The sequence below is a fragment of the Cronobacter sp. 153480017-3 genome, from assembly GCF_053627815.1.
In genome coordinates this window covers 558,616-581,633 of sequence record NZ_JBSEYN010000003.1, presented here as the reverse complement: position 1 = coordinate 581,633, position 23,018 = coordinate 558,616, and the positions used below count along the sequence as shown (strand labels likewise).

Below are 23,018 nucleotides of genomic sequence, written 5' to 3'. Positions count from 1 at the left end.
ACGGTGTGGTTATTTTGACTTTTTTGGGGAAATATCGTGAAGCGACTCGCGATTGTGTTGATGTGCCTGATGATTCAGGCCTGCTCCACCACGACCAAGGGACTCGGCAATTCACTCAGGCAAAGTATTTTCGGCCCGGATGGCGTGCAGCTCACGGATGACGATATCCAGAACATGCCCTACGCCAGCCAGTACATGACGCTGAATAACGGCCCGCAGCTTTTTGTGGTGCTCGCTTTTTCTGAAAACGGCCAGCAAAAATGGGTGACGCAGGACCGCGCGACGATCGTGACGCAGCATGGCCGCGTCGTGAAAACCTTAAGCCTCGCCGATAACCTGATAGACATTAACAACCTGGCGGCCGATCCGCTGGCGCACGCAAATCAGATTATCGACGGCGCAAGCTGGACGCGCACGATGGGCTGGACGGAACGCCATCAGGTGCGTTACGCCACCGCCCGCTCCACCTTTACCTGGGATGGTACCGATACCCTGAAAGTGGGCAGCGACATCACGCCGGTGCGCATTCTGGATGAAGAAGTGACCACAGAAGCCGCCACCTGGCACAACCGCTTCTGGGTGGACAGCGATGGGCAGATTCGTCAGTCAAAACAATATCTGGGTGCGGGGTATTTTCCGGTCACCACCATTCTGTTGAAGGCAGCGAAATAATGAAAACCACACTTATCGCTTCGCTGATTTTTAGCCTCGGCAGCTTTTGCGCTTTCGCCGACGGCACCATTACCGTTTATCGGGACCATGCACAGCCGCTAAAAGTTTCCGGCGCGAAACATCTCGCCGATCTGGTTTCTCAACCGCAGTTAGCCGGCAGCTGGTGGCTGGGTGCGGTTATCAGCGAACGTCAGGCAAGCGTTGAGGCGCAGGCGCAGCATCAGGTGCTGTTAAATCGCCTCGCGTCTCTTGCCGCCGAAGAGGGCGGCGATGACGGCGCGGCGATTAACCGCGTGCACCAGCAGTTACAGGCCATCAAAGTGACAGGCCGTCAGAGAGTGATCCTCGACCCGGACCGCGTGCGGGTGCGTCCGCACAACAACCCGCCGCTGGAAGGCGATTACGAGCTGTGGGTGGGCCCGCAGCCGTCCACCATTACGCTTGTCGGGCTCGTCAGCGCGCCGGGCAAAAAAACGTTTACGCCCGGCAAACCGGTGACCGATTACCTGGACGACGTCAGCCGTCTGAGCGGTGCCGAGCGCAGCTACGCGTGGCTGATTCAGCCGACCGGGCGCGTGGAAAAGGTGCCGGTGGCGTACTGGAATAAGCGCCACGTAGAGCCGATGCCCGGCAGCATTCTGTATGTCGGCTTCGCTGACCATACGTTTACTTCAGCGTATGACGGGCTGAACGAGCAAATCATCTCTTCTCTGACGCATCGGATACCGGATTAATGAAAAAACATTACTACTTCAGCCTGCTGGCGCTGGCGGTCGCTTCCGCCTGCCATGCCGAAACGTATCCGGCACCGGTGGGCCCTTCGCAGTCAGATTTCGGCGGCGTCGGCCTGATGCAGACGCCGACGGCGCGTATGGCGCGCGAGGGCGAGCTGAGCCTGAACTATCGCGATAACGATCAGTATCGTTACTACTCCGCGTCCATTCAGCTCTTTCCGTGGCTGGAAACCACGCTGCGCTACACCGACGTGCGTACCCGCGAATACTCCAACGTTGACGCGTTCTCCGGCGACCAGACCTATAAAGATAAAGCGTTCGATCTCAAGCTGCGCCTGTGGGAAGAGGGCTACTGGCTGCCGCAGGTGGCGGTGGGCGCGCGCGATATCGGCGGTACGGGGCTGTTTGACGCTGAATATCTGGTCGCCAGCAAAGCCTGGGGGCCGTTTGATTTCTCGCTCGGTCTGGGCTGGGGCTATCTCGGTACGAGCGGCAACGTGAAGAACCCACTCTGTCAGTACGACGATAAATTCTGCTACCGCGACCCGAGCTATCAGCGCGCGGGCTCCATTGACGGCAGCACCATGTTCCACGGACCGGCGGCGATTTTCGGCGGTATCGAATACCAGACGCCGTGGCAGCCGCTGCGCCTGAAGCTGGAGTATGAAGGCAACAACTATACCCAGGACTTTGCGGGCAAAATCGATCAGAAAAGCAAATTCAACGTGGGCGCGATTTACCGCGTCGCCGACTGGGCGGACGTTAACCTGAGCTACGAGCGCGGCAACACCGTGATGTTCGGCTTCACGCTGCGCACCAACTTTAACGATCTGCGCCCGTCTTACACCGACAACCGTCGCCCTGAATATGATCCGCAGCCGCAGGACGCGGTGTTGCAGCACAGCGTGGTGGCGAACCAGCTCACTTCGCTGAAATACAACGCCGGGCTTAACGATCCGCAGATTCAGGTGAAGGGCGACACGCTTTACGTGACGGGCGAGCAGTATAAATACCGTGATTCGCGTGAAGGGGTCGAGCGCGCCAACCGCATCATCATGAATGACCTGCCGCAGGGAGTGAACCGTATCCGCGTGACCGAAACGCGCCTTAACATGCCGCAGGTCACAACAGAGACTGACGTGGCGAGCCTGAAGCGTCATCTGGAAGGTGAGCCGCTCGGCCATGAGACGCCGCTCGCACAGCAGCGCATGACGCCGGTCGTTGCCGAGAACCCGGAACAGGGCTGGTATATTGAGAAATCGCGCTTTAATGTCGCGATAAACCCGGTGCTGAACCAGTCCATCGGCGGCCCGGAAAACTTCTACATGTACCAGCTGGGCCTGATGGGCACCGCCGACTGGTGGATGACCGACCACCTGCTGACGTCCGGCAGCGTGTTTGTGAACCTCGCGAATAACTACGACAAGTTCAACTACACCGACCCGAAAGATAATTCGCCGCTGCCGCGCGTGCGTACCCGCGTGCGTGAATATGTGGAGAACAACTATTACGTTAACAACCTGCAGGCGAACTACTTCCAGCATCTGGGCGGCGATTTCTACGGTCAGATCTACGCGGGCTATCTGGAAACCATGTATGCCGGCGCGGGCGCGGAAGTGCTGTGGCGTCCGGTGGACAGCAACTGGGCGTTCGGTATTAACGGCAACTACGTGAAACAGCGCGACTGGACCAGCCCGCAGAATATGATGAAATTCACCGATTACAGCGTGAAAACCGGTCATCTGACCGCGTACTGGACGCCGCCATTTGCGCAGGATGTGCTGATTAAAGCGAGCGTCGGGCAGTATCTGGCAGGCGATAAGGGCGGCACGCTGGAGGTCGCGAAACACTTCGACAGCGGAATTGTGGTGGGCGCGTACGCGACTATCACTAATGTGTCGCCGGAGGAGTACGGCGAGGGCGATTTCACCAAGGGCGTGTATGTGTCGGTGCCGTTTGATCTCTTCACCACCAGCCCGACCCGCAGCCGCGCGGCGATCGGCTGGACGCCGCTCACCCGTGACGGCGGCCAGATGCTGGGCCGTAAGTTTGATCTCTATAGCATGACCAGCGATAAGAGCCTGAATTTCCGGTAATCGTGCGGTGGTTCAGGTTACGGAGCGGTGGGGGTTATGTGGGATGGTGGGTGCGCTGCGCTTACCCACCCTACGGATGGCCCATGTTTAACGGCGGGTGCGCTTCGCTTACCCACCCTACGGACGGCCCATGTTTAACGGTGGGTGCGCTGCGCTTACCCACCCTACAGATGATTCATGTGCAACGGCGGGTGAGAGGTTGTAGGGCGGGTAAGCGCAGCGCACCCGCCACACCACGCAATGTAATGACTACAATCGCCGCAACAACCGCGCCGGGTTACCGGCGTAAACGCCTTTCTCGGTAATCGACCTCGTCACCACGCTGCCTGCGCCAATCACCGCGCCGTCGCAAATCGACACCGCGAGAATGGTCGCATTACTGCCAATGGACACCCCATTACCAATCACAATCCGCCCCCAATTCTCGCTGTCCGGGTCCGGCTTGCCGTCGCGAAACATATCATTGGCGAACATCACACCGTGGCCGATAAAACAATCTTCGCCGATGGTCACATACTCGCAAATAAACGTATGCGACTGCACCCGCGTACCGCGACCGATGCGGGAATGGCGCTGGATCTCCACAAACGGGCCGACAAACACCTCGTCGCCCAGCTCGCAGCCATACACGTTGGCAGGCTGATAAATCACCACGTCGCGCCCGACGGTCACATCGCGCACGGCCACTTCACGCCATTCCGGCACGGGATTCGTCATCACGCACGCTCCCGCGCAATACGCGCGGCAATCTGCGTCAGCGCGGCGCGCGGGCTGGTGAGCAGTTTAGGGTGGCTGAAATAACGCTCCGCGCCCGCCATCGAAGCCTGCGCCAGCGCCACACAACCTGCGCCGCGCGCGAAAGCCTGCTGAGCGGCTTCGGCGACGCGCTGGTGAAAGGCGTCATGCTGGCCGCTCTCAAACAGCGCCCAGGCGTCGGGAATAAGCTCAACACCGAGCGGCGTGGTCGGCGGGAGTGTTGCACGAAACAGCGCGGCGGTCGGGTGCAGCGTGGTTGGCGCGGCGCAGAGCACCACGACGGGCTGTCCGGCGGTCACCGTCGCCTGCGCCAGCGCGCGGTCGACACGCATAATGCCCGGGTCCTGCGCGAGAAAATCGGCGGCACCGCCGAACGTAGAGCAGGTGAGCAGCACCACGTCGGCATCGGTACGCAGATCGGCGAGCGCCGCTATCGTCTCTTTTTCAATTTCGGGCGTGACGCCGCCTGCGGCTTGCGCCTGTTCGAGCAGATGCGGCATCACTTTATGGGTTAAGGCGTCTTGCGGGAGATTCAGCGCACGGGCAGCTTCATCAAAAACCGCCACATTGCTTTGCGCCGTATGCAGGCAGGCTATTTTCATCTTCTTTCCCTGTTATCAGTAAGCGTTACGGTGCCAGCCTCTCGCGGGCCGGGCAAAACCTGAACCTTTAACTATAGACGCTCGCTGCGTTTTTAGTCTTGCCACAGCCCGAGCGCCCATAAAAAAAGGCGGCCCGCGGGCCGCCGAAAACAACTTCTTAGTCAGGGATACAATGGTACTACAGTGGCAAAATAACGATGAAGAGACTTAACCTTTAACCCCGCCCGCCGTGAGGCCGCTTACCAGCCAGCGCTGCGCCAGCAGGAAGACCACGGTAATCGGGATGGCTGACAGCACGGCCGCCGCCGCGAAATCGCCCCACAGGTAGTTTTGCGGGTTGAGATATTGCTGCATGCCGACCGCCAGGGTGTAGCTGTCGACATCGCGCAGCAGCAGCGAGGCGACCGGTACTTCGGTAATCGCGCCGATAAACGAAAGAATAAAGACCACCGCAAGAATAGGCACCGACAGCGGCAAGAGCACCAGCCGGAACGCCTGCCACGGTGTCGCGCCATCCAGCGCCGCCGCTTCTTCAAGCGAGCCGTCGATGGTTTCGAAATAGCCTTTGATCGTCCAGACATGCAGCGCGATGCCGCCCAGATAGGCGAAGATCACGCCGCCGTGCGTATTAAGCCCGATAAACGGAATGTACTGGCCGAGACGGTCAAACAGGGCGTAGAGCGCCACCAGCGACAGCACCGCCGGGAACATCTGGAAAATCAACATGCCTTTCAGCAGCGCGCCTTTACCCGGGAAACGCATACGGGCGAAGGCATAGGCGCAGGTAGTGGAGAGTGCCACGATGCCTGCCGCGGTAATACCCGCGATTTTCACGGAGTTCCACAGCCACAGCAGCACCGGGAACGGCGGCGGCGTGACACGGCCGTCGGCGTGCTCCACGCTGAAACCGAGCGCCAGCCGCCAGTGCTCCCAGGAGATTTGATCCGGGATGAGGCTACCGGTCGCGAAGTTGCCGGGGCGCAGCGAAATCGCCACGACCATCAACAGCGGGAACATAATGGCGGCGATAAACGCCAGCAGCAGCAGGTGAGTTGCCAGCAGACGCAGCTTTTGCGATTTGGGTTGCACCATAGCCATGTGGGATCTCCTTAATCAAACTTAATGCGCGTGGCTTTGAGGTTCACGACCGCCAGCGCACCCACCAGCAGGAAGATAAGCGTGGCGATAGCCGCCGCGAGGCCAAAGTCCTGACCGCCGCCGCCTTCAAAGGCGATACGCCAGGTGTAGCTCACCAGCAGGTCGGTATAGCCCGCAGGCGTGGTGGTGCCGATGCGGTCCGGGCCGCCGTTGGTCAACAGCAGGATCAGCACGAAGTTATTAAAGTTAAACGCGAAGCTTGCGATCATCAGCGGCGTCAGCGGTTTGATAAGCAACGGGAACGTGATTTTAAAGAAGTTCTGGAACGGGCCGGCGCCGTCCATCGCGGAAGCCTCATAAAGATCGTCCGGGATCGCTTTCAAAAGCCCCATGCAGAGGATCATCATATACGGGTAGCCAAGCCAGGTATTGACGATGATGATCATGGTGCGCGCGGTCGTCGGGTCGGTAAACCACGCCGGTTTGATGCCAAACAGCGCGCTCAGCATCATGTTGATTTCACCAAAGCTCTGGTTAAACAGCCCCTTGAAAATCAGAATGGAAATAAACGACGGCACCGCATACGGCAGGATGAGCAGCACGCGGTAGATGGCTTTGCCCTTCAGCGATTCCCACTGCACCAGGCATGCCAGCACCATGCCGACCGCCACCGTCAGCACGACGGTCAGCGCCGCGAAAACAACCGTCCAGACGAAGATAGCCATAAACGGTTTCTGGATGCCTTCATCGGCAAAGACGCGCAGGAAGTTATCCCAGCCGATCGTCACGGTATAACCTGGGCTCAGCTTCTCATCGCCCCACTGGCCGTCGGCGTTCACCGCCTGATAAAAGCCGATGTCATTATTCGGGCGGTATTTCACGCCGCTCTGGTTATTAGTGAGCGTGCCGTCATCGGCGAGTGTATAGAGCGGACGGGTGCCGGAGAACTGGCGCAGCGAGCTCATAACGAGCTGGCTTTTGTCCGGCAGTTCAGCGGTGAGCTGGTTCAGTGCCTGACGATTTTGCGTGATGATGCGAAGGCTGGCGCGTTCGCCTTCTGGCAGGGCAGGCGCGGCGGAAAGCTTCAGTTTCTGCTCGCCGCCAAATTTAAACGGTTCAGAGACATAATAGTTGCCGCTGGCACCGTCCGAGAGGGCGAGACGCCACTGATCACCTGCGGGATACAGGCCAAAGGTGTAGCTTTCGCCTGCCTGATATTTACGATCCATCAGCACTTCACGCGCGCGCTCCTGCGTGAGCTGGTTGGTGCTGCTGTAGTTGGTAAAGGCGATGGCGATGGTGCAGGCGAGCGGAAAGAGCACGAACAGCCCCATGCCCGCGAGGCCCGGATAAACATAACGCCACGCGTAGGCGCGGCGATTCGCGAAGATGTAGAGGCCAATTGAGCTTAAAATCAGCGTCATGATGGCGAACAGGTATTCCCCCTGTGCGTACATTAAAACGACAAGGTAACCCACCAGCAAGCCCAGCAGACCAATCGCCGACCATTTCAGCGCGTCGCTTTGCCACCAGTGTTTCTTTTTAATGACATCCATGGGGATAATCCTCAACAACGATGAAAACGTAGGTGTGGCCGTGCCACGGTGTAATGCCTTACAGGGTGTGGTGGGCGCGCTGCGCTAACCCACCTGCTTTTTTTCGTGGGTGCGCGTCGCTTACCCACCCTACATGGTGTTCGTGGGTGCGCTTCGCTTACCCACCCTACATGGTGTTTGTGGGTGCGCGTCGCTTACCCACCGTAACTCTCTGAGAATGGTGTTGTAGGGCGGGTAAGCAACGCGCACCCGCCATTTTCCACAAGGGTTACTTCGCGATACGGCCCTGCGCGTCTTTCAGCGCGGCGTCCACGGTCTGACGACCGGTTACGGCGTTGATGACGGCGGTACGTACGGCATACCAGAATGCGGACATTTGCGGCACGTTAGGCATAATTTCACCGGTTTTCGCGTTCGCCATGGTGGCGGCGATGCGCGGATCTTTCTCCAGTTTCTCCTGGTAAGATTTCAGCGCGACGGCACCCAGCGGCTTGTCTTTGTTTACCGCTTCCAGACCCTGGTCGGTCAGCAGGTAGTTTTCCAGGAACTCTTTCGCCAGCTCTTTGTTCGGGCTGGCGGCGTTGATACCTGCGCTCAGCACGCCCACGAACGGTTTAGACGGCTTGCCTTTAAAGGTCGGCAGCTGCGCCACGCCGTAATTGACTTTGCTCTTATCGATGTTGGCCCACGCCCACGGACCGTTGATGGTCATGGCGGTTTCGCCTTTGTTAAACGCCGCTTCTGCGATGGAATAATCGGTGTCAGCGTTCATGTGTTTATCTTTGATAAGCTGAACCAGGAAGTTCAGGCCCGCTTTCGCGCCCGCGGTATCCACGCCGACGTTTTTCACGTCATACTTGCCGTTTTCAAACTTAAACGCGTAACCGCCGTCCGCCGCGATGATCGGCCACGTGAAGTACGGCTCCTGCAGGTTGAACATCAGCGCGCTCTTGCCTTTCGCCTTCAGTTCTTTATCGAGTTTCGGGATCTCTTCCCAAGTTTTCGGCGGGTTCGGTACCAGGTCTTTGTTGTAAATCAGCGACAGCGATTCCACGGCAACCGGGTAAGCAATGATTTTGCCGTTATAGCGCACCGCATCCCACGTGAACGGGTAGAGTTTGTCCTGGAACGCTTTCTCCGGCGTGATTTCCGCCAGCAGGCCAGACTGTGCGTAGCCGCCAAAACGGTCGTGCGCCCAGAAAATAATATCCGGACCGTCGCCGGTCGCGGCCACCTGCGGATATTTCTCTTCGAGTTTATCCGGGTGCTCAACGGTCACTTTGATGCCGGTGTCTTGTTCAAACTTCTTACCCACTTCGGCCAGGCCGTTATAGCCTTTGTCGCCGTTGATCCAGATAACCAGCTTACCTTCTTCGATCTTGGCCAGAGCAGAGGCAGAAAAGAGCGCCGTCGTCAGCGCTGAGAGGGCGAGGAGGCGTACGCCGCTTTTAATTTTCATAACTCCTATCCTTTTAGTGGTTTGCGCGTGGATACACGTGTTGGCTTTACGTGTAACAGTCTGGGCATCTGACAAGCGCTTCTCATCCTCCTTTCCTCTACGCCCCACCGCCTCGTAGTGTGATCTGCATAACATAAGTGGATTTTCTGTGGCCTCGCGCACAGAAAACCGCTGCGTTTTTTGCCGGTTACATCACGAAAATCGCCGCGAGCCGCCCGGCCGCAGGACGGCTGACAACCCCTCATCCTCCCGTCTCCTCCCCCATAAAAAAGGCGGGGGTGGAGGATGGCTCGCCCTCGCGTAAGGCGCATAGTGCCGTCAACGTGTTTTTCCCGCGGCAAGCGGGTGAAGTAGACAAGGGAGAAGGGAATGGCAGGCGTTCAGCTTCGCAACGTAACAAAAGCCTGGGGCGATGTGGTGGTATCAAAGGATATCAATCTCGATATCACCGAAGGCGAGTTTGTCGTATTTGTCGGGCCGTCGGGCTGCGGAAAATCCACGCTGCTGCGTATGATTGCCGGGCTTGAGACCATCACCAGCGGCGATTTGCATATCGGCGGCAAGCGTATGAACGACGTGCCGCCCGCCGAGCGCGGCGTGGGGATGGTGTTTCAGTCTTACGCGCTCTATCCGCATCTGTCCGTGGCTGAAAACATGTCTTTTGGCCTGAAGCTGGCAGGCGCCCGCAAAGAAACCATCAACCAGCGCGTCACTCAGGTGGCGGAAGTGCTGCAACTGGCGCACCTGCTGGATCGTCGTCCGAAAGCGCTCTCCGGCGGTCAGCGTCAGCGTGTGGCGATTGGCCGTACGCTGGTGGCGGAGCCTTCCGTATTCCTGCTCGATGAGCCGCTCTCAAACCTCGACGCCGCGCTGCGCGTGCAGATGCGTATTGAGATCTCCCGTCTTCACAAGCGCCTTAAGCGCACCATGATTTATGTCACCCACGATCAGGTCGAAGCGATGACGCTCGCCGACAAAATCGTGGTGCTGGACGCAGGCCGCGTCGCCCAGGTGGGCAAGCCGCTGGAGCTTTATCACTACCCGGCAGATCGCTTCGTCGCGGGCTTTATCGGCTCGCCGAAAATGAACTTCCTGCCGGTGAAGGTCACCGCCACCGCTATCGATCAGGTGCAGGTGGAGCTGCCGAACCGCCAGTTGGTCTGGCTGCCGGTGGAAAGTACCCATGTTCAGGTGGGTGCCAATATGTCTCTTGGCATTCGCCCCGAACACCTCCTGCCGAGTGATATCGCCGATGTGACGCTGGAAGGCGAGGTGCAGGTGGTCGAACAGTTAGGTCATGAAACTCAGATTCATATCCAAATCCCTGCGCTGCGTCAGAACCTGGTCTACCGCCAGAATGACGTCGTGCTGGTAGAAGAGGGCGCCACATTCGCTATCGGCTTGCCGCCGGAGCGTTGTCATCTTTTTCGGGAAGATGGCACCGCCTGTCGTCGGTTGCATAAAGAGCCGGGCGTTTAAGCGCCCCCGCTTACAAAGAAAAGCAATGATCTCAGGAGATAGAATGATGATAACTCTGCGTAAACTCCCTCTGGCTGTGGCCGTGATGGCGGGCATTTTCGCCGCTCAGGCCTCGGCTGTGGACTTCAAAGGTTATGCCCGTTCCGGCATCGGCTGGACCGGCAGTGGCGGCGTGCAACAATGTTTTCAGGCAACAGGTGCCGATGCTAAATACCGTCTGGGTAACGAATGTGAAACCTATGCGGAACTTAAATTAGGCCAGGAAGTATGGAAGGAAGCCGATAAGAGTTTCTATTTTGACTCGAATATCGCTTACAAATCTTCCCAGCTTAACGACTGGGAAAACAGTGAAACGCCAGCGATTCGTGAATTCAACGTGGTTGGTAAAAACCTGATCGACTCTCTGCCGGGTGCAAACATTTGGGCAGGTAAGCGCTTCTATCAGCGTCATGACGTTCATATGATCGACTTCTACTACTGGGATATCTCCGGCCCAGGCGCAGGTATCGAAAATATTGATCTGGGCGTAGGTAAACTCTCTCTTGCTGCGACGCGTTCGACTGAACAGGGCGGTTCTTCAGCCTTTGGCGATCGTGATGCAACAACTGGCATTCGTACTTATAACAATGAAGTGCCAAACGATGTATTTGATGTTCGCTGGGCTGGCATTGAAACCAACCCGAACGGCGCGCTGGAGTTAGGTGTCGATTACGGTCATACCAATATTCCGGATGATTACTACCTGCAACCTGGCGCCTCCAAAGATGGCTGGATGTTCACTGCCGAACATACCCAGACCATCGGTACTGGTTTCAACAAATTCGTCGTTCAGTATGCGACCGACTCCATGATTTCTCAGGGTAAAGGTCAGGCTCGCGGTGGTGCAGTTGATAACGACGGTAGCCTGATCCGTATTCTGGATCACGGCTCAATCTCAATGGGCGATCGTTGGGACATGATGTATGTGGCGATGTATCAGGATACCGATCGCGATAACAATCGCGGCAATACCTGGTGGACCGTCGGTGTGCGCCCAATGTACAAATGGACGCCGATCATGAGCACCCTGCTGGAAGTCGGTTATGACAACGTTAAGTCTCAGCAGGTTGATGAAACCAATAGTCAGTACAAAATCACCCTGGCGCAACAGTGGCAGGCAGGCGACAGCATCTGGTCTCGCCCGGCGCTGCGTGTGTTCGCAACCTACGCCAAGTGGGATGAGAATTGGGGTTATGTCAAAACCTCTAACGGTTCTACCACCTCTGAAGCCGTCAAAAGTGGCACATTTACCGAGTTTGGTAACAGCAGCCGTGGCGACAATGATGAGTGGACCTTCGGTGCCCAGATGGAAATCTGGTGGTAATCACGCGTTAGTGTTGTAACAAGAGGGGCGAAAGCCCCTCTTAACCCTCATTGAAAAGTACAGATTTGCGGGAAGCGCGCTATTGCCTGGCTACCGTTTCCCTCTCCATCCGAGGTAATAAAAATGAAAAAACGTCTCGTCGCATTATGCTTAAGCGCAGGGCTGCTCGCAGGCCTGCCCGCCGTCAGCTTCGCTGATGTGAATATCGTGCCGCAGAACACTGCCGCTGCACCCGCTATCCCGACCGGTGAATTACAGCGCCTGACCTGGACGCCCGTCGCGCAGTCGCAAACCCAGACCACCGATCTCGCCGCTGTGGGGCAAACCCTCAACGTACCGGGCATTAGCGGTAAAGTCGCTGCCTATAGCGTACCGGCGAATATCGGCGAACTGACCATTACGCTCACCAGCCTTGCGAACAAACAGACCGGTATTTATGCCCCGAACGTGCTGGTGCTGGATCAAAACTTAACGCCAGCCGCGTACTTCCCGAGCAATTACTTTACCTATCAGGAACCGGGCGTGGTTTCTGAAGACCGCCTCGAAGGGGTTATCAAGCTGACCCCTGCGCTGGGGCAGCAGAAACTGTACCTGCTGGTTTTCACCACGCCGCAGGATCTGCAGAAGACCACCACCATGACCAACCCGGCGAAGGCATACGCCAAAGGCGTAGGTAACGCTGTGCCAGATATCGCCGATCCGGTGGCGCGCCACACGCCTGACGGCAAGCTTAAACTGAAAGTAAGCACGAACTCCTCCTCCAGCGTTCTGGTCGGCCCGCTGTTTGGTTCTTCCGGCCCGTCGTCTGTGACGGTCGGCAACACCGCCGCACCAGCTACGGCCTATACCGCGCCAGCGCCTGCCGCACCGGCGGCTGCGCCAGCCCCTGCCGCGAAGCGCGAGCCGGTACTTAACGACACCGAAGCCTATTTCAACCGCGCCATTAAAGAGGCGGTCGCGAAAGGCGATGTCGATAAAGCGCTGAAACTGTTGGATGAAGCGGAGCGTCTCGGCTCCACCACGGCACGTAAGACTTTTATCAGCAGCGTAAAAGGCAAGGGGTGACAGTCTCCCCACGCTGCTGATGTTTGCAACACCTGGTGCGCTTGCGCGCACCTTTTTTCCTGGCGCAGCATGCCGTCCTGTTGCACCCATGTTGCGCTTTTGTTCGTACTCCTTGTTTCCCCGCCCCCGTTTTGCTGGTTCTGCGTTACAATACGTCCACTTTTGGCCCCGGAGAGTCACGCATGTCCCATCCCGCGCTGAGACAACTGCGCGCGTTGTCCTTTTTTGACGATATCAGCACGCTTGATAGTTCGCTGCTCGACTGGCTGATGCTGGAAGATTCCATGACCCGCCGTTTCGAAGGCTTTTGCGAGCGCGTGACGGTCGACATGCTGTTTGAGGGCTTTGTCGGCCCCGAGGCGCTGGAGGAAGAGGGCGAGTTTTTGCCTGATGAGCCGCGCTACTGGCTGCGCGAAATCCTGCTGTGCGGCGACGGCGTGCCCTGGCTGGTTGGGCGCACGCTGGTGCCGGAGTCTACACTTTGTGGGCCGGAGCTGGCGTTGCAGCAGCTCGGTACCACGCCGCTGGGCCGTTATCTGTTTACCTCATCCACCCTCACGCGTGATTTTATCCAGCCGGGCCGCAGCGACGAACTCTGGGGACGCCGCTCTCTGCTGAGGCTTTCCGGCAAACCGCTGCTGCTGACTGAACTGTTTTTACCTGCATCACCTTTGTACGGAGAGGAAAAATAATGGAGTGGAGCCTGACGCAGAATAAGCTGCTCGCCTATCACCGCCTGATGCGCACCGATAAGCCGATCGGCGCGTTACTGCTGCTCTGGCCGACGCTGTGGGCGCTCTGGGTGGCATCGCCCGGCGTGCCGCCGCTGTGGATACTCGCGGTGTTTGTGGCAGGCGTCTGGCTGATGCGCGCCGCAGGCTGCGTGGTGAATGATTACGCCGACCGCAAATTTGACGGGCACGTGAAGCGCACCGCGCACCGGCCTCTGCCGAGCGGTGACGTGACCGAAAAAGAGGCGCGTAACCTGTTCGTCTTCCTGGTGCTGCTGTCGTTTTTGCTGGTGCTGACGCTGAATGTAAAAACTATTCTGCTCTCGGTGGCAGCGCTGGCGCTGGCCTGGATGTATCCGTTTATGAAGCGCTACACCCATCTGCCGCAGGTGGTGCTGGGCGCGGCGTTTGGCTGGTCGATTCCCATGGCGTTTTGCGCGGTGAGCGAGTCGCTGCCGTTAAGCTGCTGGCTGATGTTTTTCGCCAATATCTGCTGGGCGGTGGCGTATGACACGGAATATGCAATGGTCGATCGTGACGATGATGTGAAAATCGGCGTGAAGTCGACGGCCATCCTTTTCGGACGCCACGACAAGCTGATAATCGGACTGCTGCAGATAGCCGTGCTGGCGCTGCTTGGCACAGTCGGCTGGCTGAACGGTCTGCGGGCGTTTTACTATGCCGGTCTCGCAGGCGCGGGTGTGCTGTTTATCTGGCAGCAAAAAATCATCGCCGGGCGCGATCGCGACGCCTGTTTCCGCGCGTTTTTGAATAATAACTACGTGGGATTGCTGGTGTTTATCGGCCTGGCGCTAAGTTATCTGAAGTTCTGATAAAAGCGGGGAAACCCGCTTTTTTTATGGCTGGCGGCCGTGCGGTGATCGCGGGTGCGCTGCGCTTACCCGCCCTACATTTTTTCGGCGATCAAGGTTATGAGTAGAGTGGGTAAGCACAGCGCACCCATCGCGTTAAATGCGCGCCTGCCGGGCTAATGTTGTAGGGTGGGTAAGCGCAGCGCACCCGCCGTGTTAAAGGGATGCCCGCCGGGGTTAATTGGGCAGGGTGGATAAGCGCAGCGCACCCGCCGTGTTAAAGGCATGCCTGCCGGGGTTAATTTTGTAGGGCGGGTAAGCGAAGCGCACCCACCACCCAAATAGTTATCAGCCATTACCCCTGTTTTTCGCCAATAAAAAAGGCGGGTTTCCCCGCCTTGTTACTGTCTGTCGCCAGACTCAATCACGCGCCCGCTTGTGCCGCCGCGCTCTCGATAGTCAGCCTCACATCGGAGGTCATCAGCTCTGCCAGCATCTGGTAAACCTTCATGGTTTCCGCCGGTTCGGCATCACCCGTATCGCTGATATAGCCTTCATCACGCAGCGTCAGCACCAGCGTTGAGAACACGGCTTTATCGAAGAACTCCGGCGCGTTAATGCCGTGCAGTACGGAAAGACGCTGCGCCACCGTGCGGCTCTCTTTCTCAAGCGTACCGCGGTTGATGGACGGATTCGCGCTCAGCAGCCAGAAGGTAATCGCGTAGCGTTGCAGCGTTTCGCGCACGCCAGCGGCGAGCAGCTGCAGCGTGCGGGAGCGCGCCGGGTTCACCTGAAGCCATTCGTCGTCAGCAAGAATAAGCCCCTGCTGCGCCAGCTCGTTAACCAGCGCATCGACGACCGCCGACACCTCTTCTTTTTCCCAGCGCAGGAACAGCTCCGTCTTCAGCATCGGGAATAACAGTTCCACCTGTTGCTGCACCGCCTCGCGGCTGATGCGACGATGCTGGGTGACGATAGCGGCGATAAGCGACGGCAGCACCAGCATATGCATGATGTTATTGCGGTAGTAAGTCATCAGCACCGCTTGTTCACGCGGCAGCACGATGATGTCGCCGATGGTGTCCTTCTCGACTTCAAACTTATTCATCTGCAACGCGTGTTCGATGAGCTGCGTTGCCGTGGCATCCGGCACCGTGGCATCTGCGGCGTAAGGCACATTACGCAGGAGACTCAGGTAGCAATCGAGCTGCTCGGTAAGCTGCTCGCGCGTTAACGAACGCTGGCGCGAGGCCAGCAGCGCGGTGCAACACAGGTTCATGGCGTTGGCCGCGCCTGCGTTGTTGATACGCACCATCAGCTGAGCGGCAATCTCATTCACCGTTGGCGTCAGCCACGCCGGGCGTACTGCTTCGATAGGATCGATAGCATCACGCCATTCCGGCACGTGCTGGTTCAGGAAGGTGATGAGCGGCAGCGGCTCGCCGAAGTTCACATAACCCTGACCGAGGTTACGCAGCTTGCTTAAGCCGCGCAGCATCTGCAGCAGGCTCTCTTTCTCTTTGGTGGCACCGCGCAGCTCTTTGGCATACGTGCCCACTTCCATCACATGCTCATAGCCAATGTAAATCGGCACCAGCGTAATCGGGCGGGTGCCGCCGCGCAGCATGGCCTGAATGGTCATGGAGAGCGTGCCGGTTTTCGGGTCAAGCAGACGACCGGTACGTGAACGCCCGCCTTCCACGAAATATTCCACCGAATAGCCACGGCTGAAAAGTTCGCCGAGATATTCGCGGAACACCGTCGAATAAAGCTTATTACCCTTAAAGGTGCGGCGGATAAAGAACGCGCCCAGGCGGCGGAAAATCGGCCCGGCGGGCCAGAAGTTCAGGTTGATGCCCGCGGCGATATGCGGTGGCACAAGCCCCTGATGATAGAGCACATACGAGAGCAGCAGATAGTCCATATGGCTGCGGTGGCAGGGCACATAGACAATTTCGTGGCCGTCGTGCGCAAGCTGGCGCACACGCTCGGCGTTATGCACGTTAATGCCCTGGTAGAGGCGGTTCCAGGTGAAACCAAGCACGCGATCGGTAATACGAATCGCCTCGTAGGAGAAGTCGGCGGCGATCTCTTCCATCAACGCGACAGCATTCTGCTGGGCTTTCTCGTGCGAGATTTTTTTAGTGCGCGCCTCGTCTTCGACGGCGCGGGCAATCGCTTTTGACGAGAGTAGTTTATTAAAGAGATCCTGGCGCGCAGGCAGGCGCGGGCCGACGGCGGCGAGGCGCTGGCGGGCGAAGTGCATGCGCGCCACGCGGGCCAGTTTCTGGGCGATACGCTTGTCGGTGCCGTGCTCGGTCGCCATACGGCGCAGCGATACGGGCGGTGAGAAGCGCACAAAGCTGTCGCGGCCAAGCCACGAGACCGCGAAGAATTTCTGAATGCCGTTCAGCATGCGCAGCGGCGGGTTTTCCTCGCCTTTTTCGCGGCCTGGCGAGCGGCCAAACATAACTGACACCGGTACCATCTGGACATCGAGATCCGGGTTGCTGCGATGCAGATCGAGATAGTTGTGGAAGAGTTTGATCGATTCTTCTTTCGGCGTGTAGTAAGTGAACACGCGGGGGCCGCCATGGATAAACACATAGCGCGGCAGTTCGGTGCCGTCGATGACCAGCGGATCCAGCGGATCGGGCAGATCGTGCTCCAGGCACTGCGCGCGTAGCGTCAGGAGATCCGCCTTCGAGTTATATGGCAACACATACATGATAGGGCGTGACGTATCGAGCCCAAGTTCGGGGCAAGGCGCCGCCGGGATGGACTTGCTTTTTACCAGCACGCTTAATGGTAAATTAAGTAATTTGTAGTAAATTCGTGGCCAACCGGACATAAACGATGTAAAGCCTCTGGTTAATAATGCAATTGCGGCGCAAGAATATCAGAAACTCCGTAGAATTTCTGTGGTGCTTCTTTATCGAAGCGCATTAGCATTGACGCCTGAATTTAAAAAAGGTTTCTTGTCATGGCCAATAACACCACGGGGTTAACCCGAATTATTAACGCTGCCGGCTATTCCTGGAAGGGATTACGCGCCGCCTGGAAAAATGAAGCGGCGTTCCGCCAGGAAGGGGTCGCCGTGATAGCGGCTATTCTTATCGCCTGCTGGCTGGATGTCGATCCGATCACCCGCGTGCTGCTGATTGGCTCCGTTACGCTGGTAATGATTGTCGAAATTCTCAACAGCGCCATCGAAGCGGTGGTGGATCGCATCGGCCCTGAATTTCATGAGCTTTCAGGGCGCGCCAAAGATATGGGCTCCGCCGCCGTTCTGCTGTCGATTATCCTCGCGCTCGTCGTGTGGGTCACGCTGCTCTGGCAGCATTTGCGATAAGTTTTCCAGAAATCGCGAAAGAAGCGCTTTTTTAACCGGTTATGGTTTTAAAATCACCTTTAGCTGTATATACTCACAGCATCACTGTATATGCACCCAGGGGGCGGAATGAAAGCATTAACTACCAGGCAACAAGAGGTGTTTGATCTCATTCGGGATCACATCAGCCAGACCGGCATGCCGCCTACGCGTGCGGAAATCGCGCAACGTCTGGGTTTCCGTTCGCCGAACGCGGCGGAAGAGCACCTTAAAGCGCTGGCGCGTAAAGGGGTGATTGAGATTGTCTCCGGCGCGTCGCGCGGTATCCGTCTGTTGCAGGAAGAAGAAAACGGGCTGCCGCTGATAGGGCGTGTGGCGGCGGGTGAACCGCTGCTGGCTCAGCAACATATCGAAGGGCATTATCAGGTTGATCCTGGCCTGTTTAAGCCAAACGCCGATTTTCTGCTGCGCGTAAGCGGGATGTCGATGAAAGATATTGGGATTATGGACGGCGATCTGCTGGCGGTTCATAAAACGCAGGATGTGCGCAACGGGCAGGTCGTCGTCGCGCGCATTGATGATGAAGTAACGGTAAAACGCCTGAAAAAACAGGGTAATACCGTTGAGCTTCTGCCGGAAAACAGCGAGTTTAAACCGATTGTGGTGGATCTGCGCGAGCATAACTTCTCTATCGAAGGTCTGGCGGTCGGCGTTATCCGCAACGGCGAATGGCTCTGAGCCCTTTCCTGGCTCACTGACGCCGCATTACCGTAACTGGCCCGCCCCGGTTACGGTAATGACCTCTCCCGTCGGCTAAAGACTGCATATTTTTTCATCTTCGCGTAACGGCATCGGAACGCCATATGCCCTTTCTCACTTCTACCGATAAAGCTCTCTGGCGCCTCGCGCTGCCAATGATTTTCTCAAATATCACCGTGCCGCTCTTAGGCCTGGTGGATACCGCGGTTATTGGTCATCTCGACAGCCCCGTCTATCTGGGCGGCGTCGCGGTGGGCGCTACGGCCACAAGCTTCCTGTTTATGCTGCTGCTTTTTTTACGGATGAGCACCACCGGCCTGACCGCGCAGGCGTTTGGCGCGCGCGATCCGATAGCGCTGGCCCGCGCCCTGGTGCAGCCCATGGCGCTGGCGCTTATCGCCGGTATGCTGATTATCGCGCTACGTGAGCCGCTGATACATCTGGCGCTGCATGTTACCGGCGGCAGCGACGCGGTGCTGACGCAGGCCCGACGGTTTCTCGAAATCCGCTGGCTCAGTGCGCCCGCCTCGCTCGCTAATCTGGTGTTGCTTGGCTGGCTGTTAGGGGTGCAGTACGCCCGCGCGCCGGTGATCCTGCTGGTGGTCGGCAATCTGCTTAATATCGTGCTCGATCTGTGGTTCGTGATGGGGCTTGGCCTTAACGTCCAGGGCGCGGCGCTGGCGACGGCGCTGGCAGAGTACGCGACGCTTGGCATCGGTCTTGTGATGGCGGCCCGCGTGCTGCGCCTGCGCGGTATTACCCTTGCGATGCTGAAAACCGCGTGGCGCGGCGGCGTTGGCCGACTGCTTGCGCTTAACCGCGACATCATGCTGCGCTCGCTGCTTTTGCAACTCTGCTTCGGTTCCATCACGGTGTTTGGCGCACGGCTCGGCAGCGATATCGTCGCGGTGAACGCCATTCTGATGACCCTTCTGACCTTCACCGCCTATGCGCTTGATGGCTTCGCCTACGCCGTTGAAGCCCATGCCGGGCAGGCCTTCGGCGCGCAGGATAAATCGCAGCTGAGCAGCGTCTGGCGCGCGGCATGCCGACAAGCAGGGATGGTGGCGCTGGCGTTCGCGTTGCTGTATGCCGTGGCGGGGCAGTACATTGTGTCACTGCTCACGTCATTACCTTCGCTTCAGGCGCTGGCGCAGCCCTATCTCTTCTGGCAGGTGATCCTGCCGGTGGTCGGCGTCTGGTGTTATCTGCTGGATGGTATGTTTATCGGCGCGACGCGCGGGGCGGAGATGCGTAACAGCATGGCCGTCGCGGCGCTCGGTTTTGGCCTGACGCTGCTCACCTTGCCAGAGCTTGGCAACCACGGCCTGTGGCTGGCGCTCACCGTTTTCCTGGCGCTGCGTGGGTTGTCGCTCGGCTATTTATGGCGCCGGGGCCGTCTTTTGCACTGAATATCCCTGATAAAGCGCCTCACCAGTAAAAGAAAATTTGTCGGTGTCAGCGCTTCGTTATGGTTAAAGATTCTGAATATCCCGCCAGGGTTAAAATTGACGTCTAAAATGAGTAGTACGTTCAGCAAATGATGAAGATGACTCGGGCTGAACCCCCACAGGAAAACCTGTGAGACTGATTCACTACCGAATGTTAAGGAGACGTCTATGAACAGAGATGAAGCTGGCGGTAACTGGAAACAGTTTAAAGGTAAAGTGAAAGAGCAATGGGGTAAATTAACCGACGATGATATGACCATCATCGAAGGGAAACGTGACCAACTGGTAGGTAAAATCCAGGAACGTTACGGTTACGCGAAAGATGAAGCCGACAAGGAAGTGACTGACTGGGAAAGCCGCCACGATTACCGCTGGTAATCGGGCCACCACCTCAAACGGTATTTTCCCTCTGAGGCTGCCCTGCCCACCGGTACAAGGATGTACCACCCAACCTGATTCAACGTCCTTTCTTTTTCACCGTAATGCTGTGGTCGTGACCACACTGTCCCTGATGGCGACACGCCTCAACTTCTGCACACGCCGCACACAGCCCATGCGCTTCAATCACGTTATGGCGTAACGCAAAGCCCATTCTGGCTGCCAGCGCATGCATAATATCTTCCACCCCTTCCGCTGCCTCTTCTTTTACCACGCCGCATCTGTCGCAAATAAACATCGCGGAAGTATGCGCCGGGTTATCAAATAAGTGGCACAGCACATAGCTGTTGGTGGACTCCACCTTATGCACGAACCCCTGCTCCAGCAGAAAATCAAGCGCGCGGTAAACGGTGGGCGGTTTCGCCTGCGGTTCGCTTTCGCGTAATAAATCGAGCAGATCATAAGCGCTGATCGCGCCCGGCTGGATAGTCATCAGGCGCAGCACTTCGAGGCGCTGCGGAGTCAGGCGCACATTACGTTGCTGGCAGAGCTTTTCAGCCTGCGCCAGAACTTCCTGCGAAATCGTCGTATCCATCGGCATCCTCTATGAATCGTGTTGATGTCATCACTTTATCATGAACTGGCTGAAACACCGACATCCCGCCTGTGTTATACCTTTCAGTGAACATTAACCGGAGGTTTATATGCATACGCGCCCTGAATGTATTTGTCACTGGCAGGAAGTCGAAGGCAACGATGACGCCTGTTACCCGGACAGCGACGAACTGATGTCCATCGGCGCGCCGCTGGCGAAGCGTACCGGGCTCACGCGGCTCGGCATTCATCATGAGCGCCTGCCGCCGGGGCGTCGTACGTCTTATCCGCATGCGGAAAGCAGCGAAGAAGAGTTTGTTTATGTGCTCGAAGGGTTTCCGGATGTCTGGCTCAACGGCGAGCTGTGGCCGTTAAAACCGGGCGACAGCGTCGGCTTCCCGGCAGGCACCGGGCTTTGCCACACGTTCATTAATAATACTGACAGCGACGTCCGGCTACTGGTGGTGGGCGAGGCGAACAAACCGGAAAACCGGATTTACTATCCGCTTAACGGCCCTTACGCCGCCACCCGTCCGGATCGCTGGATAGACCACCCGCCACAATTTTTTGGCCCGCACGACGGCTTACCTACACGAATTAAGAACCCTAATCTATAAATAATGAGGGCGATCACGAAACGAGCCCGATAGTGCCGTTGAGCTTTTAGCCTCAACCTCTGGCGTAGTGCGTTCTTCACAACAGAAATCGTCTCTGTCATGAACTGACAGAGGATGTCCTTGACGTTGCTAATAAGCAGGGTAAACAGTGAAAAATATAATCAAACCTTCAGTGGCAGCCGTCGCCCTTTCTCTGGTGATGGTCAATCAGGCGAGTGCAGCCAATACCTGGGCGCAGGCGCGTAACGATGCGATGGGCGGCACCGGCGTGGCGTCAGCCGATTACGGCAGCGGCGCGTTAATTAACCCGGCATTACTGGCACGTTCACAGCCAGAAGATGACATTACGGTAATTTTGCCGGCATTACAGGCGCAAATTACCGATAAAGACAATCTCGAAGATGAGATAGATCATATCAGCGACCGCGTCGATTATTATCGCGATGTGGTCAACAGCCTGACGCCGGGCGATATCGCGGCGAACCCGATTGGCACGCTGCGCCAGTTCCAGGGCGCGGCGCGTGAACTGGGCGACGAGCTGGAATACCTGCGCGGTAAAACGGCAAGCGCACGTGCGGCAGGCGGCATCGCGGTCAGTATTCCAAACGACGTGCTGGCGGTGGCGTTTGTGGCGAAAGCCTATGCGCATGCGCGTGTCAGCACCCGTGTGGATCAAAGCGACATCGACTATCTGCGCCGCATCCAGAACGATGATATTTACGCAGGCACACAGATCATCAACGCCGCGATTAACGGCTCTGACGCTATCACCGATCGCCTGACGTCTACCGCGTTTGGCCGCGCGGCGATCGTTTCTGATTACGGCGTGGCGTTCGCGCATCGGTTCCAGGTGGGCGACGTGCCGGTTTCCGTCGGCGTTACGCCGAAGCTGCAGAAAACCTGGCTCTATAACTACACGGCTTCGATTTATAACTACGACAGCAGCGACTGGAACAGCTCGCGCTATCGCAACGACGACACTGGCTTCAACGTTGATGCGGGTGTGGCAGCGGATTTTGGCCCGAACTGGACCGTGGGCGTGAGCGGGCAGAACCTGATGTCGCGTGATATCGATACCAAAGAGGTTAACGGGTATAAAGATACCTATCAGATCTCGCCGCTGGTGACGGCGGGCGTGGCCTGGCATAACGATCTGGTGACCCTGAGCGCCGATGGCGATCTGACGGAAACCAAAGGATTTAAGAGCGAAGAAAACTCGCAGTTCGTCGGCGTGGGTGCCGAGGTGCGTCCGCTTAGCTGGCTGGCGGTGCGCGCCGGTTATCGCGCGGACGTGAAAGATAACGAGAGCAACGTGTTTACTGCGGGCGTCGGTTTCGCGCCGTTTAACCGCGTGCATCTCGATCTGACCGGTATCGTTGGTGAAGACGAAACCTGGGGCGCAGGCGCGCAGTTGAGCCTGACCTTCTGACCATGTGCAGGGGCGCAATGCGCCCCTGCCTGAAGT

General features: G+C 57.6%; 21 protein-coding genes. 14 read left to right on the top strand and 7 right to left on the bottom strand.

Features of this window, described 5'->3' with window-relative positions; genetic code table 11:
- Positions 1 to 36: 36 nt before the first annotated feature.
- The 3 genes from ACUW6V_RS10575 to ACUW6V_RS10565 are packed head-to-tail and all read left to right on the top strand — an operon-like array spanning position 37 to position 3,502.
- A complete protein-coding gene (locus ACUW6V_RS10575) occupies positions 37 to 672 on the top strand; it encodes a YjbF family lipoprotein (RefSeq protein WP_069682693.1) in 636 nt (211 codons plus the stop codon).
- On the top strand, positions 672 to 1,406 hold the full coding sequence (locus ACUW6V_RS10570; RefSeq protein WP_004387527.1) for a capsule biosynthesis GfcC D2 domain-containing protein: 735 nt from the start codon (positions 672 to 674) through the stop codon (positions 1,404 to 1,406). Before ACUW6V_RS10575 ends, ACUW6V_RS10570 begins: the two co-directional genes overlap by 1 nt.
- The gene (locus ACUW6V_RS10565; RefSeq protein WP_085045363.1) at positions 1,406 to 3,502 is read left to right on the top strand and encodes a YjbH domain-containing protein; all 2,097 of its coding nucleotides are present in this window, start codon (positions 1,406 to 1,408) and stop codon (positions 3,500 to 3,502) included. Before ACUW6V_RS10570 ends, ACUW6V_RS10565 begins: the two co-directional genes overlap by 1 nt.
- Before the next feature lie 249 nt (positions 3,503 to 3,751).
- Here the strand turns inward: ACUW6V_RS10565 and ACUW6V_RS10560 are convergent, their stop codons facing one another.
- The 5 genes from ACUW6V_RS10560 to malE form a co-directional block, all read right to left on the bottom strand.
- Positions 3,752 to 4,219 carry an acyltransferase gene (locus ACUW6V_RS10560; protein WP_012123611.1) on the bottom strand — a complete coding sequence of 156 codons (468 nt, stop codon included), beginning with the start codon at positions 4,217 to 4,219 and terminating at the stop codon, positions 3,752 to 3,754.
- Positions 4,219 to 4,860, bottom strand: coding sequence for a hypothetical protein (locus ACUW6V_RS10555; RefSeq protein ID WP_014727953.1), 642 nt, complete (start codon positions 4,858 to 4,860; stop codon positions 4,219 to 4,221). Before ACUW6V_RS10555 ends, ACUW6V_RS10560 begins: the two co-directional genes overlap by 1 nt.
- Positions 4,861 to 5,067: 207 nt before the next feature.
- A complete protein-coding gene (malG, locus tag ACUW6V_RS10550) occupies positions 5,068 to 5,958 on the bottom strand; it encodes a maltose ABC transporter permease MalG (protein WP_004387533.1) in 891 nt (296 codons plus the stop codon).
- Between the two features lie 11 nt (positions 5,959 to 5,969).
- On the bottom strand, positions 5,970 to 7,514 hold the full coding sequence (gene malF / locus ACUW6V_RS10545) for a maltose ABC transporter permease MalF (RefSeq protein ID WP_014727954.1): 1,545 nt from the start codon (positions 7,512 to 7,514) through the stop codon (positions 5,970 to 5,972).
- Between the two features lie 268 nt (positions 7,515 to 7,782).
- On the bottom strand, positions 7,783 to 8,973 hold the full coding sequence (malE, locus tag ACUW6V_RS10540; RefSeq protein WP_004387535.1) for a maltose/maltodextrin ABC transporter substrate-binding protein MalE: 1,191 nt from the start codon (positions 8,971 to 8,973) through the stop codon (positions 7,783 to 7,785).
- Between the two features lie 369 nt (positions 8,974 to 9,342).
- Between malE and malK the strand changes: the two genes are divergently transcribed.
- The 5 genes from malK to ubiA all read left to right on the top strand — a co-directional run bounded on the left by malK (position 9,343) and on the right by ubiA (position 14,444).
- Positions 9,343 to 10,452, top strand: a complete 1,110-nt coding sequence (gene malK, locus ACUW6V_RS10535; protein WP_004387536.1) for a maltose/maltodextrin ABC transporter ATP-binding protein MalK — start codon at positions 9,343 to 9,345, stop codon at positions 10,450 to 10,452.
- A 43-nt stretch (positions 10,453 to 10,495) separates the two neighbouring features.
- Positions 10,496 to 11,815 carry a maltoporin gene (locus ACUW6V_RS10530; RefSeq protein WP_097582509.1) on the top strand — a complete coding sequence of 440 codons (1,320 nt, stop codon included), beginning with the start codon at positions 10,496 to 10,498 and terminating at the stop codon, positions 11,813 to 11,815.
- Positions 11,816 to 11,938: 123 nt separating this feature from the next.
- The gene (gene malM / locus ACUW6V_RS10525; RefSeq protein ID WP_171964228.1) at positions 11,939 to 12,880 is read left to right on the top strand and encodes a maltose operon protein MalM; all 942 of its coding nucleotides are present in this window, start codon (positions 11,939 to 11,941) and stop codon (positions 12,878 to 12,880) included.
- A 182-nt stretch (positions 12,881 to 13,062) separates the two neighbouring features.
- Complete coding sequence (ubiC, locus tag ACUW6V_RS10520) at positions 13,063 to 13,572, top strand: chorismate lyase (protein WP_004388585.1); 510 nt, start codon at positions 13,063 to 13,065, stop codon at positions 13,570 to 13,572.
- Entirely contained in the window at positions 13,572 to 14,444 is an 873-nt protein-coding gene (gene ubiA / locus ACUW6V_RS10515) for a 4-hydroxybenzoate octaprenyltransferase (RefSeq protein ID WP_454038335.1), read from the top strand. The genes ubiC and ubiA overlap by 1 nt, the downstream gene beginning before the upstream one ends.
- Positions 14,445 to 14,847: 403 nt before the next feature.
- Here ubiA and plsB read toward each other — a convergent pair whose 3' ends face one another.
- On the bottom strand, positions 14,848 to 17,274 hold the full coding sequence (gene plsB, locus ACUW6V_RS10510) for a glycerol-3-phosphate 1-O-acyltransferase PlsB (protein ID WP_004388587.1): 2,427 nt from the start codon (positions 17,272 to 17,274) through the stop codon (positions 14,848 to 14,850).
- Between the two features lie 132 nt (positions 17,275 to 17,406).
- Between plsB and ACUW6V_RS10505 the strand changes: the two genes are divergently transcribed.
- The 4 genes from ACUW6V_RS10505 (at position 17,407) to ACUW6V_RS10490 (ending at position 20,342) form a co-directional block, all read left to right on the top strand.
- Positions 17,407 to 17,775, top strand: a complete 369-nt coding sequence (locus ACUW6V_RS10505; RefSeq protein WP_004388588.1) for a diacylglycerol kinase — start codon at positions 17,407 to 17,409, stop codon at positions 17,773 to 17,775.
- Between the two features lie 108 nt (positions 17,776 to 17,883).
- Positions 17,884 to 18,492 (top strand): transcriptional repressor LexA, encoded by a 609-nt coding sequence (gene lexA, locus ACUW6V_RS10500; protein WP_007888886.1) that lies wholly within the window; start codon positions 17,884 to 17,886, stop codon positions 18,490 to 18,492.
- 125 nt (positions 18,493 to 18,617) lie between these two features.
- Complete coding sequence (gene dinF / locus ACUW6V_RS10495; RefSeq protein ID WP_087600035.1) at positions 18,618 to 19,925, top strand: MATE family efflux transporter DinF; 1,308 nt, start codon at positions 18,618 to 18,620, stop codon at positions 19,923 to 19,925.
- Positions 19,926 to 20,132: 207 nt separating this feature from the next.
- On the top strand, positions 20,133 to 20,342 hold the full coding sequence (locus ACUW6V_RS10490; protein WP_004388591.1) for a CsbD family protein: 210 nt from the start codon (positions 20,133 to 20,135) through the stop codon (positions 20,340 to 20,342).
- Positions 20,343 to 20,421: 79 nt separating this feature from the next.
- On the opposite strand, the gene zur is transcribed toward ACUW6V_RS10490, so the two are convergent.
- Positions 20,422 to 20,937, bottom strand: a complete 516-nt coding sequence (gene zur / locus ACUW6V_RS10485) for a zinc uptake transcriptional repressor Zur (protein WP_007871399.1) — start codon at positions 20,935 to 20,937, stop codon at positions 20,422 to 20,424.
- A gap of 109 nt (positions 20,938 to 21,046) precedes the next feature.
- Here zur and ACUW6V_RS10480 point away from each other — a divergent pair, with 109 nt between their 5' ends.
- The gene (locus ACUW6V_RS10480) at positions 21,047 to 21,553 is read left to right on the top strand and encodes a cupin domain-containing protein (RefSeq protein WP_015386310.1); all 507 of its coding nucleotides are present in this window, start codon (positions 21,047 to 21,049) and stop codon (positions 21,551 to 21,553) included.
- A gap of 148 nt (positions 21,554 to 21,701) precedes the next feature.
- A complete protein-coding gene (locus tag ACUW6V_RS10475; protein WP_014727957.1) occupies positions 21,702 to 22,982 on the top strand; it encodes a conjugal transfer protein TraF in 1,281 nt (426 codons plus the stop codon).
- Positions 22,983 to 23,018: the final 36 nt, after the last annotated feature.

Coding starts and splice junctions, on each gene's coding strand:
- ACUW6V_RS10570 (WP_004387527.1), top strand. CDS start 672: ATGAAAACCACACTTATCGCTTCGCTGATTTTTAGCCTCGGCAGCTTT.
- ACUW6V_RS10565 (WP_085045363.1), top strand. CDS start 1,406: ATGAAAAAACATTACTACTTCAGCCTGCTGGCGCTGGCGGTCGCTTCC.
- ACUW6V_RS10560 (WP_012123611.1), bottom strand. CDS start 4,219: ATGACGAATCCCGTGCCGGAATGGCGTGAAGTGGCCGTGCGCGATGTG.
- ACUW6V_RS10555 (WP_014727953.1), bottom strand. CDS start 4,860: ATGAAAATAGCCTGCCTGCATACGGCGCAAAGCAATGTGGCGGTTTTT.
- malG (WP_004387533.1), bottom strand. CDS start 5,958: ATGGCTATGGTGCAACCCAAATCGCAAAAGCTGCGTCTGCTGGCAACT.
- malF (WP_014727954.1), bottom strand. CDS start 7,514: ATGGATGTCATTAAAAAGAAACACTGGTGGCAAAGCGACGCGCTGAAA.
- malE (WP_004387535.1), bottom strand. CDS start 8,973: ATGAAAATTAAAAGCGGCGTACGCCTCCTCGCCCTCTCAGCGCTGACG.
- malK (WP_004387536.1), top strand. CDS start 9,343: ATGGCAGGCGTTCAGCTTCGCAACGTAACAAAAGCCTGGGGCGATGTG.
- ACUW6V_RS10530 (WP_097582509.1), top strand. CDS start 10,496: ATGATGATAACTCTGCGTAAACTCCCTCTGGCTGTGGCCGTGATGGCG.
- malM (WP_171964228.1), top strand. CDS start 11,939: ATGAAAAAACGTCTCGTCGCATTATGCTTAAGCGCAGGGCTGCTCGCA.
- ubiC (WP_004388585.1), top strand. CDS start 13,063: ATGTCCCATCCCGCGCTGAGACAACTGCGCGCGTTGTCCTTTTTTGAC.
- ubiA (WP_454038335.1), top strand. CDS start 13,572: ATGGAGTGGAGCCTGACGCAGAATAAGCTGCTCGCCTATCACCGCCTG.
- plsB (WP_004388587.1), bottom strand. CDS start 17,274: ATGTCCGGTTGGCCACGAATTTACTACAAATTACTTAATTTACCATTA.
- ACUW6V_RS10505 (WP_004388588.1), top strand. CDS start 17,407: ATGGCCAATAACACCACGGGGTTAACCCGAATTATTAACGCTGCCGGC.
- lexA (WP_007888886.1), top strand. CDS start 17,884: ATGAAAGCATTAACTACCAGGCAACAAGAGGTGTTTGATCTCATTCGG.
- dinF (WP_087600035.1), top strand. CDS start 18,618: ATGCCCTTTCTCACTTCTACCGATAAAGCTCTCTGGCGCCTCGCGCTG.
- ACUW6V_RS10490 (WP_004388591.1), top strand. CDS start 20,133: ATGAACAGAGATGAAGCTGGCGGTAACTGGAAACAGTTTAAAGGTAAA.
- zur (WP_007871399.1), bottom strand. CDS start 20,937: ATGGATACGACGATTTCGCAGGAAGTTCTGGCGCAGGCTGAAAAGCTC.
- ACUW6V_RS10480 (WP_015386310.1), top strand. CDS start 21,047: ATGCATACGCGCCCTGAATGTATTTGTCACTGGCAGGAAGTCGAAGGC.